This is a genomic window from Leptospira abararensis, from assembly GCF_016918735.1.
Taxonomy (GTDB): domain Bacteria; phylum Spirochaetota; class Leptospiria; order Leptospirales; family Leptospiraceae; genus Leptospira_A; species Leptospira_A abararensis.
The window spans coordinates 303,472-316,611 of sequence record NZ_JAFFPR010000050.1 but is presented as its reverse complement, the minus strand read 5'-3'; the positions used below and the strand labels follow the sequence as shown (position 1 = coordinate 316,611).

18 protein-coding genes are annotated in these 13,140 nt (G+C 37.5%); 13 read left to right on the top strand and 5 right to left on the bottom strand.

Annotated elements, in window-relative coordinates; genetic code table 11:
* Positions 1 to 2 precede the first annotated feature (2 nt).
* From JWG40_RS15150 to JWG40_RS15125, 6 genes are all read left to right on the top strand, one after another.
* Entirely contained in the window at positions 3 to 698 is a 696-nt protein-coding gene (locus tag JWG40_RS15150; RefSeq protein ID WP_205286602.1) for a potassium channel family protein, read from the top strand.
* Positions 699 to 1,478: a cobalamin-binding protein gene (locus JWG40_RS15145; protein ID WP_205286673.1), complete on the top strand. Its 780-nt coding sequence runs from the start codon at positions 699 to 701 to the stop codon at positions 1,476 to 1,478.
* Between the two features lie 85 nt (positions 1,479 to 1,563).
* Positions 1,564 to 2,403: a MotA/TolQ/ExbB proton channel family protein gene (locus tag JWG40_RS15140; RefSeq protein ID WP_205286601.1), complete on the top strand. Its 840-nt coding sequence runs from the start codon at positions 1,564 to 1,566 to the stop codon at positions 2,401 to 2,403.
* A gap of 20 nt (positions 2,404 to 2,423) precedes the next feature.
* A complete protein-coding gene (locus JWG40_RS15135; protein WP_205286600.1) occupies positions 2,424 to 2,843 on the top strand; it encodes an ExbD/TolR family protein in 420 nt (139 codons plus the stop codon).
* Position 2,844: 1 nt separating this feature from the next.
* A complete protein-coding gene (locus JWG40_RS15130; protein WP_002972391.1) occupies positions 2,845 to 3,267 on the top strand; it encodes an ExbD/TolR family protein in 423 nt (140 codons plus the stop codon).
* A gap of 1 nt (position 3,268) precedes the next feature.
* Complete coding sequence (locus JWG40_RS15125; RefSeq protein ID WP_205286599.1) at positions 3,269 to 3,865, top strand: energy transducer TonB; 597 nt, start codon at positions 3,269 to 3,271, stop codon at positions 3,863 to 3,865.
* Between the two features lie 178 nt (positions 3,866 to 4,043).
* Here JWG40_RS15125 and JWG40_RS15120 read toward each other — a convergent pair whose 3' ends face one another.
* From JWG40_RS15120 to JWG40_RS15100, 5 genes are all read right to left on the bottom strand, one after another.
* Positions 4,044 to 4,436 (bottom strand): type II toxin-antitoxin system death-on-curing family toxin, encoded by a 393-nt coding sequence (locus JWG40_RS15120; RefSeq protein ID WP_205286598.1) that lies wholly within the window; start codon positions 4,434 to 4,436, stop codon positions 4,044 to 4,046.
* Positions 4,433 to 4,672 carry an AbrB/MazE/SpoVT family DNA-binding domain-containing protein gene (locus JWG40_RS15115; RefSeq protein ID WP_205286597.1) on the bottom strand — a complete coding sequence of 80 codons (240 nt, stop codon included), beginning with the start codon at positions 4,670 to 4,672 and terminating at the stop codon, positions 4,433 to 4,435. Before JWG40_RS15115 ends, JWG40_RS15120 begins: the two co-directional genes overlap by 4 nt.
* Positions 4,673 to 4,763: 91 nt before the next feature.
* Positions 4,764 to 5,600: an LBF_0142 family lipoprotein gene (locus JWG40_RS15110; RefSeq protein WP_205286596.1), complete on the bottom strand. Its 837-nt coding sequence runs from the start codon at positions 5,598 to 5,600 to the stop codon at positions 4,764 to 4,766.
* 273 nt (positions 5,601 to 5,873) lie between these two features.
* Positions 5,874 to 6,245 (bottom strand): phasin-related domain-containing protein, encoded by a 372-nt coding sequence (locus tag JWG40_RS15105; RefSeq protein ID WP_002972640.1) that lies wholly within the window; start codon positions 6,243 to 6,245, stop codon positions 5,874 to 5,876.
* A gap of 102 nt (positions 6,246 to 6,347) precedes the next feature.
* Positions 6,348 to 7,640, bottom strand: coding sequence for a malic enzyme-like NAD(P)-binding protein (locus JWG40_RS15100; protein ID WP_205286595.1), 1,293 nt, complete (start codon positions 7,638 to 7,640; stop codon positions 6,348 to 6,350).
* A 133-nt stretch (positions 7,641 to 7,773) separates the two neighbouring features.
* On the opposite strand from JWG40_RS15100, the gene JWG40_RS15095 reads away from it, so the two are divergent.
* The 7 genes from JWG40_RS15095 (at position 7,774) to JWG40_RS15065 (ending at position 13,139) form a co-directional block, all read left to right on the top strand.
* Positions 7,774 to 8,490 (top strand): MIP/aquaporin family protein, encoded by a 717-nt coding sequence (locus tag JWG40_RS15095; RefSeq protein WP_205286594.1) that lies wholly within the window; start codon positions 7,774 to 7,776, stop codon positions 8,488 to 8,490.
* A 114-nt stretch (positions 8,491 to 8,604) separates the two neighbouring features.
* Positions 8,605 to 9,339 carry a tetratricopeptide repeat protein gene (locus tag JWG40_RS15090; RefSeq protein WP_205286593.1) on the top strand — a complete coding sequence of 245 codons (735 nt, stop codon included), beginning with the start codon at positions 8,605 to 8,607 and terminating at the stop codon, positions 9,337 to 9,339.
* Between the two features lie 93 nt (positions 9,340 to 9,432).
* Positions 9,433 to 9,729, top strand: a complete 297-nt coding sequence (locus tag JWG40_RS15085; RefSeq protein WP_205286592.1) for an RDD family protein — start codon at positions 9,433 to 9,435, stop codon at positions 9,727 to 9,729.
* Between the two features lie 215 nt (positions 9,730 to 9,944).
* The gene (locus JWG40_RS15080; protein WP_205286591.1) at positions 9,945 to 10,670 is read left to right on the top strand and encodes a hypothetical protein; all 726 of its coding nucleotides are present in this window, start codon (positions 9,945 to 9,947) and stop codon (positions 10,668 to 10,670) included.
* A 431-nt stretch (positions 10,671 to 11,101) separates the two neighbouring features.
* Complete coding sequence (locus JWG40_RS15075; protein ID WP_205286590.1) at positions 11,102 to 11,689, top strand: hypothetical protein; 588 nt, start codon at positions 11,102 to 11,104, stop codon at positions 11,687 to 11,689.
* Positions 11,690 to 11,860: 171 nt separating this feature from the next.
* Positions 11,861 to 12,334 carry a hypothetical protein gene (locus JWG40_RS15070; RefSeq protein ID WP_205286589.1) on the top strand — a complete coding sequence of 158 codons (474 nt, stop codon included), beginning with the start codon at positions 11,861 to 11,863 and terminating at the stop codon, positions 12,332 to 12,334.
* A gap of 46 nt (positions 12,335 to 12,380) precedes the next feature.
* Positions 12,381 to 13,139, top strand: a complete 759-nt coding sequence (locus tag JWG40_RS15065; RefSeq protein ID WP_205286588.1) for a YcxB family protein — start codon at positions 12,381 to 12,383, stop codon at positions 13,137 to 13,139.
* Position 13,140 lies beyond the last annotated feature (1 nt).

Below are 13,140 nucleotides of genomic sequence, written 5' to 3'. Positions count from 1 at the left end.
GTATGCAAAGAAAAAAAATAGCAGTCATCGGCATTGGAAGTTTTGGAAAGTTGTTTGTTCAATATCTATTTGAAGATGGGCACGAAGTCATTGCCATTGATAAAGATCCGGTGATCATCGACTCCATAAAAGATTCTGTGACTATTGCAGTGGCTCTGGATGCGACCGATGAACATGCATTACGCTCTCAGGGAATTGCTGATGTGGATTATGCTGTGATTGCCCTTGCCGATGATTTTGAAACCTCTATTATCTGTGCCGATAGTTTAAAAAAATGTGGTGTCAAAAATATTTACGCTCGTTACCAAACTCCATTACAAATGAAGGTTTTGGAACTACTGGGAATCAAAGATCTTTTTAACCCAGAAGAAAGGGCCGCAAGGAGTATGGCCGAAACCTTATCCTTTTCAGGAATGCGTTCTAGTTTTTTACTCTCCGATGATTATAGTGTGGTGGAAGTCACAGTTCCTAAACGATACATCAACAAAACCATTGCAGAAGCTGATTTACGTCACAAGTACAATATCAATGTAATTACCATCAAACGTCCCATCACAAACAAAGAAGCCAAAAGAGCCTCCGATTCTAAGGCGGAAAAAATTTTAGGAATCCCCCATGGAAACACTGTACTTCGTGAGGAGGATGTGGTGGTTCTATTCGGTTCACAAACTGACCTCACAAAGTTTTTGGAAACTTAAATTTTGGGCCCAGAAAGAATCATCTGCCTCACCGAAGAACCTACAGAGATGTTATATCTCTTAGGGGAAGAAAAACGAATTGTAGGAATTTCTGTTTATACCGAAAGACCACCGCAAGCGAAGGAAGAAAAAACAAAAGTATCTGCCTTTATCAGTGGGAACTTAAAAAAGATTACAGCCCTCGAACCAGACCTCGTGATTGGTTTTTCCGACATCCAATCCCAACTTGCCAAAGACCTCATTGAACGCGGGTTAAATGTTCTTATCTTCAACCAAAGGTCCATTCCAGAGATCCTTACCAATATGCAAATGCTCGGAAACCTTGTCGGTCAGGCGGAAAAAGCCAAATCCTTGATCGAAGGTTGGCAAAAGAGTATTTCAGAATGGAAACTCGAGAATGAAAAACAAACCCACAAACCCAAAGTTTTTTTCCAAGAATGGGACGAACCCATCATCACGGGAATCCAGTGGGTGAGTGAAGCCATTGAACTTGCGGGTGGAGAAGATTGTTTTTCCCATCTAAAAGACAGAAAACTGGCCAAAGACCGTATCATAACGGCCGAAGACGTCAAAGTTGCCAATCCAGACATCTACGTCGGTTCTTGGTGTGGGAAAGCTATGGACTGGGACTGGGTGCGAAACCATCCCGAATGGCAAAATACAACTGCCTTAAAGCAAAACCAAATCTATGAAATGGACCCAAGCATTATATTACAACCGGGCCCAGCGCTATTTTTAGAAGGGATACCCAAACTAAAAGAGATCTTTTCCTCATTCTAAATTCCCTCTTTGTCATCCTTCTGTAATCTATTTGTAACAAGGATCATCTAGATTTGAAACATATCAATTAGATATGGAGACATTCATGAAATTCTCATGTAACCAGACAAAAGCGAAAGTCACTTTGTCTTTTGTGATCGCACTCATCACAATCTTTACTCTTGCAGGAAAACTCGAAGCACAAACAGCACCTGCGGCGCCAACAACTGAAGCCACACAAACGGAAACTCCGACCGAAACTCCCGCACCTGTAGCAGAAGCTCCTGCGGAAGAAGCACCAGAACAGAAATCCGAAATCGGACTCGTAAGTTTATTTGTGACTGGTGGATGGTCTATGTGGCCCCTCCTACTTTCTTCCATCGTTGCTTTTGGTGTGATTCTAGAAAGGATCTACTTTTTCTTCACAGCAAAACTTGTCAGAAAAGGATTCAACCAAGACTTACAAGACGCAATTGAAGCATCCGGTATGAATGGTGTAGAAGAATTTTTAAAAGCAAACGAAGGCCAACGCATTACTGATATTATCAAAAATGGTATGGAAGTTTCTCAAAACGATCCAGAGATCTTTGCTTCCGGTATTGAAAGAGAAGCTGGTGAGGCTATGAAACTTTTAGAAAAAGGGCTTACCGTTCTTTCTGCTGTTTCCACCATTGCACCTCTCGTTGGATTCTTAGGAACTGTATCTGGTATGATCAACGCTTTTGATGCGATTGCAAACGCTGACCAAGTGAATGCGAAAGTGGTTGCTGGTGGTATTAAAGAAGCGCTCATCACAACTGCTGCTGGTCTTATCGTTGCGATTCCTGCTATGACATTCTATCAATACTTACAAGGCCGAGTGGGATTTTTTACTTCTGAAGTAGAAGAAGCTGCGAACAAAATTTACAAAGAATATCTAAAACTCAAAGCCGGAAAAAAAGCGTAACGAGCGGAAAGTAACGAACCATGATTAAGTTAAAGAAAAAACAAGAACTAGAGGAGATATCGGCAGCATCCATGTCGGATATTGCCTTTTTACTCTTGGTATTTTTTATGGTCACTGCCGTATTCTTTGTAAAGGAAGGACTTAACATTTCTCTTCCTCGCAAACAATCCGAACCTCAGCCGTTTTTACGTAAGAACGTATATGAAATTTTGGTCACCCAAGACAGATATAAAATGCGTAACGTGGCTTTCGGAACCAAAGAATACACTAGTTTGCAAGAGTTTCGTGATGACCTAAACCAAATGGAAATCCCAGATCTTAAAAACAAACTAGCACTCATTGTTACAACCGGTGATACCAAATATGCAAAGATGTTGGATGCACTATCCGCCATCCAACTACGTGGATTTGAAAAAATCTCAGTGAGAAAGAAGAAATAATATGTTACGAAGAAAGAGAGTCGCACCTTCAGTTCCCGTAAGTTCGATGGCAGACATTGCCTTCTTACTTCTCGTGTTCTTTATGGTAACCTCCGTATTGGATTCGGATCCAGACCTTCCCATCAATCTCCCAGATGTTCCTGGGGGAGAGCAGTTAAACAAAAAGATCGCCAATCTTTACTTAACTGCTGATGAAAAAAGAACTGTCTATTTCAACTCAGTCAAAATGGAACTCAACGAAGCCATGAGTGAAATCCGTGCTAAACTTTCTACCACACCGGACTTGAAAGTTTTAATTCATGCAGACCAAGATTTGACTTACGAAGAATTAGATAGTGTATTCGAAACCCTCCGAGAGATTGGGGCCCTAAAGGTCTCCCTCGTTACCAAGACCACCCAAGGTGGCGGATTAAAAGGCAAGTAACGTGAACGGAACAGTTGTTACACCAAGAAGATCCAAACGAGAAAGAATCCATCGATTTATCGATCGGTACCGAATCGAAACAGGTCTTGCAGTATCTGCATTTTTACAAGCCGTCATCATTCTTTTTTGGTTCACTCCCCATTTGGAAACCGACAGTTTGGATAGTCTCGTGGAAGAAGTGGCATTCATTGACAATGTCCAAATCCAAGAACCATCCACTGATTCCAAACCAACCGATGGAGACTTTGATCTTACCGACAAAGAAAAAGAAGAGAAAAAAGAAGACCCAAGAATTGCTGGTGCTTCCGACCCGATTGTATCTGGTGCTACCTCACCTGTAGACTTATCTCCCAATGTCCGTCCTGAGTATACTTCTGATGCCAAAGCACTCGGTCTCACAGGAACTATGACTTTAGAAGTCATCATTGGAAATACGGGAGAAGTGTTACGAGTTCGGTCCGTAGGAAAGCAGTTAGGCGGTGGACTCGAAGAAGAAGCCATCAAAGTTTATCGTAGAAAACGTTTTTCCCCTTCTATCTTAGAAGGAAAAGCCATCACGGTAAAAGTTCTCGTTCCCATTCGATTTACATTGAATTAAAAATTTCCCAACCTCCAAAAAAATCTTTTTTCTTTTGGGGGCGAATCCACCACCGGAGCGGTGGTGGACCGGGCTCTCCGCTGCAATCTGCAAGCAGGATTTCCGCTACGATCCCTTTCGCATTAGAAAATCTTCTAACGATCGTTATCCTTTTAGATAATTCAAAAGTTATCTTATTTTATTTAGCTTTTGATGATTGTTTCAGCCAAACTGCGAGCTCTTTTTCTTTTATGGAACCATCCGCTACTTTTAACATAGCATTCACAACATCTTCCTCTGATGTATCTAAAATGAAACCGTTAGTGGCAAGAAATACATACATCAACAAAAAGGAAGTCCTTTTGTTTCCATCCATAAATGGATGATTTTTAGCGATGCCGATTCCAAGGGAAGCAGTCAGTTCAAAAATTGTAGACTCAGGTTTGTAATGCCATTGGTTCTTTGGCCGATCTAGCGCTGATTCAAGTAAACCTATATCTCGAATCCCTAAAGAACCACCGTGTTGTTTGATTTGGTCTAAATGGATTGCCTCCGCAATTTTTCGATTCAACCACTTTGGTTCTCTTTTCATTTCGCTAATTCTTTTAGCGCATTTCTAAATTTTTTAGAGGCATCTTGGTAAAATTCCATGGCCGATTCAAAATCAGGATCATAGGGAGACAATAGAATGCCGTTTTCCGTTTCGACAAGGAAAACAGTATCCCCTTCATGGAAATTATATTTCTCTAAGAGTGCCTTTGGAATCGTTGCCCCTGATGAATTCCCAATCGCCCGAATCGTAGTTTTTTTGACTGCTGAACTTTCCATAGTTATAACATAAGTAATAACCAGAAAGGATTCAATCGAATTTTCTAGAAATTTGCATTTTTATAGCTCAGGTTTCCTTAAGGAATTTTACCTACTCGCCTAACTCCAAAACCTTATCCTCTTCTTCCATGGGTTGTTTCGGAATTTCTATCTTTTCAATTCGGATTTCGTGAACAAAATCAGAATCTTCAAATCGATCTAAAATGGTAATCCTTCTTGGGTATTGTTTCTCGTTCCAAGATTCATAATACCCAAACTTCAAAACCCCTTTGTAAAAACTAAAAAGTTCACGGTAGGTGAATTCCATCCATTCCAAGGCGCCACTGGTTTTTTCAAAGTAACCCACATACTGGTCTGTATCCGGGGTAGCATTGGCTTGGACTGAGGTAAAATAAACCACTTCGAAATCTTGGCCTAATTTTTGGACCGGGCCTGCATATTGAATGATGGGATATTCGGTGAGACGCCAAGGGAGTGTGAGATAAAGCCTGAGAGATTCTAAATAAACGCGAACTTCATCATCGCCGGTAAAAACCTTACCGGTGTCAGCCGCAATTTGATAAGTATCTTTTTTTACAAGACCAAGGATGAAGCCTTTTTTCTCACCACCGAGAAATTCGACTTCCATGGCATCTTTTTCAAAATCCAAATAAACGCGGAGTCGTTGTTCGGACTCTCTTATCGGTGTAAAAAAACGAACAAACTTAGAATGCCAAACATCTTTGATGACAAATTGGATTTGTTTGTATTCCTTCCAATTGCCTGGAGTGAGTTCTTTCACAGGAGGACTTGTAATTACCGACAATCCTTTTTTCTTTAAATTAAGATTCAAACCTTCATTTTGTAAGGTGGGAGGGCGTAGGTCAGCTAGGGAACAAGAGATAAAAACGAAAAATAAACAAATGATTAAAACACTGGAACGAAACATTGGTTCCAGAATGAATCAAAAAGAATGGTCTGTCAATTGCAAACTAAAACAAACGAATGTTTGTAAACAATCATCAATCAAAAAGGGAATTGGATGGAAATGAGTTGATCTGGTAAGAGTGAAGTGAGTGATTACGATTTGATCTGACGGGAGTGGAGTGAGTTTGATGGAACCGGAAGTGACGATAAGAAAGATCTAAAAGATAGAGTTTGAAAGAAGGAAGAGAAAAAAGAAAAAGGTCGGAAAACCCGACCTCTTTTTTATAAAGTGAACTTATGCTTTTGCAGCACCTGTTTTTTTGATAGATTCCGCAACTTCATTGATTTTTGCTTTTACGGATTCAATTTTTCCTTCAGGCATTTTTGCTTTGATTTCTTCAGCAATTTTGTTGTAGTTTTCTACGATTTTAGAACGAGTTTCATCGTAGTTTTTTCCAGCAACACTAGAGAATTCTTTAATGTCTGTTAGGATTTTGTCAACGGATTGGCGAATCTTTACAGAGTCTTCCGTGTTATCCAAAGCACCTTTTGATACTAATTCATTATAAGTTGTTTCCAACTGAGTTTTTGCTTTCCCAAGACCTTCTTTTCCTGATTGGAAAAGTCCGATACCTGCGTTGAGAATGTCCATGATTTGTTTTTCCATAATTTAGCTCCTGGTTTTCACCTATTTGTGCAATGCACAACACAGTTATGTGCGTTGCACAAATTTAGACAAGTACTTTTTCTAGGGGAAAAACGATTTTTTTTAGATTTCCAAAACGCTGATTGGTTCTTTTTGTTGGGCCATGATCGATTCCAAAAATTTCACATAAGCCTCTCGTCCAGGATATTCTACTTGGTTTACACCCGTTTTCACGGCAGCTTCTGCCACTGCGGGTGCCACATGGTAAAGAACACGTGAATCTAAAGGTTTGGGAATGATATAATCGGCACCAAATCGGATTTCCAATTCATTGTATGCTTCATTGACTTCTGTAGGAACAGGAAGTTTTGTGAGCTCACTCAGTGCATACGCCGCAGCTAACTTCATTTCCATATTCACTACTTTAGCACGAACATCAAGTGCCCCACGAAAAATAAACGGAAATCCAAGGACATTATTCACTTGGTTAGGATAATCGCTGCGACCCGTTGCCATAATGAGATCTGGTCTTGCACGTTTGGCATCAGGATAAGGAATCTCTGGATCAGGATTGGAAAGAGCGAACATAATGGGTTTTTCAGCCATCGTCTTTACCATGGCTTCTGTCACTACATTGGCAACAGAGACTCCAATAAAAAGATCGGTTCCCGGAAAAATATCTTCTAGAGTTTCTGCGTCAGTTGTGCGAACAAAAGGTAACTTTGTTTCATGTAAGTTAGTTCTTTTGTGATTGATCACGCCGCGTGAATCCAACATATAAATGAATTCGTGTTTGACTCCAATATGAGTTAACATCTCGGCGATGGAAATCGCAGCAGCTCCCGCCCCATTAATGACAACTTTTAAATCGCCTGCTTTTTTACCAGTGATCTCAAGCGAGTTCAGAAGTGCAGCAGTAGAGATAATTGCCGTTCCATGTTGGTCATCATGAAATACAGGGATTTTCATACTTTCATCTAAAGTTTTTTCAATATGGAAACATTCCGGAGCACGGATGTCTTCCAAGTTGATACCACCAAACGTTGGTTCGAGGGCCTTAACAATTGTTATAAATTTTTCCGGATCGGTTTCATTGATTTCGATATCAAACACATCGATTCCAGCAAATTTTTTGAATAAAACTGCCTTTCCTTCCATCACTGGTTTTCCAGCCGAAGCTCCAATATTACCAAGACCTAAAATAGCAGTTCCATTGGTGATAATTCCAACTAAATTTCCTCGGTTAGTGTATTCATAAACGAGATCTGGTTGTTTTTCGATTTCGAGGCAAGGGTAAGCGACGCCCGGTGAGTAGGCCAAGGACAGGTCATAACTGTTCTCCGTTGGTTTAGTCGGAACTACTTTGGTTTTTCCTTTCGGAAACCTAGAGTGATACTCAAGCGCGCTATTTTTCATGGTCTATTTTCCCACGATTTATGATTGAACGGAAAATCCTAGAATAAATTGGAAGGATGGCCTTCCAAAAAAGGTTGCGGAAGGTGCTATGTCCCTTTAGATAAAGTCCTACGAAAAGCCATAGGGGGCCCATTTGGAACTTGTTGGAGAATTTTTTGGAACTGCTGTTCTCATTCTACTCGGTGATGGTGTTGTTGCCGGTGTTTTATTAGAAAAATCAAAGGCCAAGGACGGCGGTTGGATCACCATCACCACAGCTTGGGCTCTCGCTGTTTGTTTTGGAGTTTTGGTAGCGAAAGCCTTAGGGAGTCCCGGCGCTCATTTAAATCCTGCTGTGACCCTCTCTGTTTGCATCCAATCAGGAGATTTCTCCATTTTCCTTCCCTATAGCCTAGCCCAGATCGGCGGTGCTGCCCTTGGTGCTACACTCGTTTATTTACACTACCTTCCTCATTGGAAAGAAACCAAAGACCCAGGAAAGATATTAGCGGTTTTCTCTACAGAACCTGCCATCGAACACACGCTCTCCAATGTGATCAGTGAAGGATTAGGAACCTTTCTTTTGATTCTCGGAATCCACGCCATCTTTTCCCCGTTTAACGGTGGTGCCACAGGCGTTGTTGGAACCGGTTTCGTAGGTCTACTGGTTTGGGCCATTGGACTTTCTATGGGTGGAACCACTGGTTATGCGATTAACCCCGCCCGCGATCTTGGTCCAAGGATCATCCATTCGCTATTACCAATTCCTAATAAAGGAAAATCGAATTGGAAATATGCCTGGCTTCCCGTAGTGGTTCCGTTAGTGGGTGGAGGACTTGCGGCGGTAGTGATCCGGTGGGGGATAGGGTAACGATAGTTTGATTGCAATCATTTGAGGGAATGGTGGTGGGATGGCGATTCTCCTCAGCTTAACATTGTTACTCTATAAAATACAATCGCCATTAAATTTATTTAGGATATAAAAATGAAAAAAATCTTATTAGTGCTGATTCTTTTTGGAATTCCGGTATACAGTCAGACAACAAACAATGACCAATCAAAAAATGAATTAGACACTTGTGTAAATGCTTATAACCAAAAACAATTCAAGTTAGCAATTCAACACTGTGATAACGCTATAAAACTGAATCCTAACAATGCAAATACAATAGATATTCGTGGTTGGATCAAAGTAAATCTAAATGAATACAATGAAGCAATTCAAGATTTCGATTTAGCATTAACTTTGGAACCAAATTCTGATCAACTCCACTTTAAAAAAGGGTATACCTTATTTTATTTAAAAGAATTTGATAAAGCGGTAAATTCCCTAGATAATGCGATAAAAATTAATCCCAAATATATTAATTCATACTTTTATAGAGGAAAATCTCTTAACAAACTGAATATGCTCGATAAGGCACTGGAAGATTTTGAAAAATGTTTATCCCGCGATCCGGAATGGGTCGAGGCGCTTGTAGAAACTGCAGTCATTTTTTCCAAAAAAAAAGAATTCAAAAAAGCATATGAATCGTTTACACAAATAATTAATCTAGATAACCAAAATGCTTTTTCATTCTACAACCGAGGAGTCATTCTATTAACAATCTTAAAGGAAGGCGAAGAATACCAAAAGAAAGGATGTTCTGATTTAAAAAAAGCCTCAGAACTTGGTTATCAAAATGCTAACAACGCATATAATCAACTTTGTTCCAACTAAATAACCAACCCAATTTGTGATTCAAGCACATTGAATCACAAATTTTATGATTTAGTTAATTCAAACAAGCCTACACACTAGGACTCAAAACCAATGACCACCTCCCCAACCCCAACGAATGATCTTAGCTCCGCAGCAGCCTCCCTGAGCGACCGTTACATGGCGATGATTTATGATGCGATATTCTTCCTTTTGATTATTTTTATCTCTGCGAAAATCATCTTATTCTTCAACGCCGATGGAAGGATTGCTCAGTATGTCTTCTTTGTTTTCCTTTTTTTATACGATCCACTCCGTGTGACATTCTTTCGAGCCACACCGGGACACTACCTCAAAGGTTTAAGAGTGGTCTCCAGTAATGCAAAAAACTTGAATTTCTTCAAGAGCTGAGTTAGGTATATTAGCAAAATCAATTTAGGGGATTGTCTCTCTTCACCATCTTAGGTGCTAAAAAACAGCAACTGACTCAGTTTGTGTAAAAAGGTGAACTATTATCAAAAAAACCATCCAATGTATTTTCATTTTTCTGAAATATATTTACAGATGATTCAATAGTTAGATACTCTTCCGCAAAATCATACAAAGAGATGATTTAGTAGGTATATATGAAAAAAGCTTTATTATCAATTATATTCATTTATGGCATGAGTTTATCATTGTTTGCAGAAGAATCAAAGGTTCTTACTTTAAATAAAATATCTTCGGCAAATGATTTGAATATTTTTTTAAAGTACTATTATACAAATCCTAATTTAGAATTAGTTCCCAAAGCAATGAAGTACATTCGGGATCAGAAACTAAATGAAAATAAAGATTTAGAGAGACATTTTGTCCCGTTTTTCGCAGAAATTTTTAGAACAAATGATGAACAAATACCTATTTGGTTTAAAAATCTAACGCCTTTATCCAATGATGACATTTATAATTTTGCACATTCCATGTATCTTGCTGGTGGAAAAAATGGAAAAATTGAAATTCAAAATTTTCTAAAATCCACAAATAACGAAGAACTAAAACAAGTTTTAACCAAATTATCCTCCAATACCAATCCAATTGATTTAAAAACAGTCCCATTAACAGATGCAGTATTTCTAGATATGCTTTGGAGTTCTTTTTTTGCTACTGGCGATGTAGATTTTTTAGATAAATTAATTTTAGCAACAGAAACGAATAAAAATTCTATAAATGAAGTATTAATTTTTTCAGCAGCGAGATGGTCGGTCAAAGCCAATGCGAAAGAACATAAAAAAATATATGATTATTGTGTGAGTAAAAACGGGAAATACTCAGATGATATTAATGCTTTTTTATTAGAAATCAGCGGAGAATAATTTTTTATAATTACTTTTTAGAAAAATATATATCTAGAAAAATGTCATCATTCCTATCTTATAATCAGTATTTCTCTTATCGCGGAAGAATCTAAACCGAATCTTGACTGCGCAAATACGATTCGATCCAGTTTTCCAGTAAAAAGAATTCGAGTGGTTCATATCAATACCAAACAAATAGTTTATATTATTTCCACCTTGAGTTATCTCACCGAAGCTTGCCATTTTTATAGAATACAGAAGCAAACCAGTATTATACGTGTAAAACTTTAAAACTTTATAGAGAAAATAAATGCGTTTTTAAGTTTTTATTGCTTTAATTTTTTGGGATAAAATATAAACACTTGTTACCGACCTACTTCTAGACCCAAAGCCAAGTCTAGTTTGTTAGGTGAAATGGGAAAAAATCCAAGGAAACCATAAAGAAAACAATGAAAAATAAATTCAAATTAATCGCGCTACTTGCCTTTCCAATTCTAACAATTTTTGCTACAGAATCAGCAAGTCTCGATACTTTCCGTGGGATCGATTTCTCTGCAACGGAAGTGCAGAAAGTCAAAGGAATGTCCATCACTGTTCCCAAAATGGCAAAACGTTCTGACTCCATCCATATGAAAGATAAATTTCCAATTACCTTCTTCAAAGCGGATTGCATGCAAGAAAAGGAATGTTTTTCGCTATTAATTTCTGTATCGATTCTACCCGACTCGCTCAAAACTTATGAGACTCTGGTGGAAGAATCCAAAGCCAGCGATTTCGGAAATCCTCCCTATGAAGTGAATAAATGGGTGGAGTTACTTACTTTCAAAACGGACAAAACTACGATACTCCTCGGGCCTGGGGAATTACTCGGTACAAAAATTAATGCCTTTTATTATTTTAAGGAAACCAAAGAAACTTACAAGGTCTCCATCAATCTGATCTATCATCCCAAATTTCCAGATGAAGAATGGAAAGAGATTCTTATGCATTCCTTTTTGATATTAGAGAGTATCAATATAGAACCAAAAGTAAACTGAATATAGTATTATCTTCAAGAGATATAATCTATGAATTAATATGAAGGAAAATTCGATCAAGTGATTGGTGAATATAAAAAACTTTTTGGTAAATTCGCATTTGTGATCATACCATTTAAAGGAAGAAAATAAATCAAAGTCGACGATTAAGATTGTGAAAAAGGAGAAGCTATGCACGAAGAAGCAGATAAACATGAGTTCATTTCAAAATTTCTTAACCATATCAAACTTGGCGAAGATGAAGAGATAATTTTTTTTAATTCGAAAACTTCTCACATATACTTTGCATGTTGGTTTTTTTTGTTCATTTCAGTTACATCCATCCTTTTTTTTCCTGAACAATTTCCATTCTATCGAAACTTTTTACAATCTAAGCTATTCAAAATTTTGAATTTAAGTCAGGAAAATTTTAGATTGTTAATATTCTTTGCCTCATTCATTACTTTTATTAAATCTTATTCGATTTGGATACAACGAAAAGAGCTCCTTCAAAGCTTGTATGGTTTACGAATTCTTTTAAATTACATGAGAGTAGATGAATTTTCTTTTTTTCATAATCTAAAACGAATTTTTCCAAATTTAGAAGACTTTGAAATCGCAGATTTTGCAAAAGCTGTTTTTGCCAATAAATTAATTATAAAATAAAATTATCAATAGTTACCTTTAAAAAAAGAAATATTAAACTAAATTTATGAATCAAAGAATTACACTTATATTAGCATCCGTTTTTCTAGGCCTTACAATCTCAATGGCAAAGAGCATAGTCGATTCCAACGAACATTTAACAGTAAATATTTGGTTAACTGCCTTGTTTCTGTTTCCATCTATCTTTTTATATAAAAGATATTTCAGGTTGGCTAAGGAAAAAAATAAAATTCTTCTTCAAATATTAAAGAAAAAACATTATGAACCTCTAAAATCAAAGAAAAAAGCGAAAGACTACAAATTTCAATTTTCCATAGAAAATAAGGATATCCTAATTTTCCAGAAGTTTGTTATGACTAGGTTTCCTAAATATCTATTGATATCCTTAAGTATCGTTCTTATATTCATTGGAGCTTTAGTGATTTATGGGATTTTAGATACCGTTTTTGACTATACCAATATAAGACAACACCTGAAATATTTTCTCCTTTCTCTAGCGGTGATCGGCTTCTATTTCTTAAATCAATGGAGTCAAAAGATTTCAAATAATGAAATTTATTCTGGTCCGACAAGAATCGGTAACTTTGATTTTATTTTTAATGAAAGTGGAGTCACCCGATCCAATGAATACTTTCACTGCTTCTACCTATGGGATTGTTTTCAATTTTTGATTAAGAATGAAAATTACATTTATATTATGTTTTCGAGTTACGAAGGATTTATCCTCCCCATTAAAGATATTCCAAAAGTGGAGTATGATGCTTTGGAAAAGATAACATCATTACATTTTGATTCAAAAAAATAAT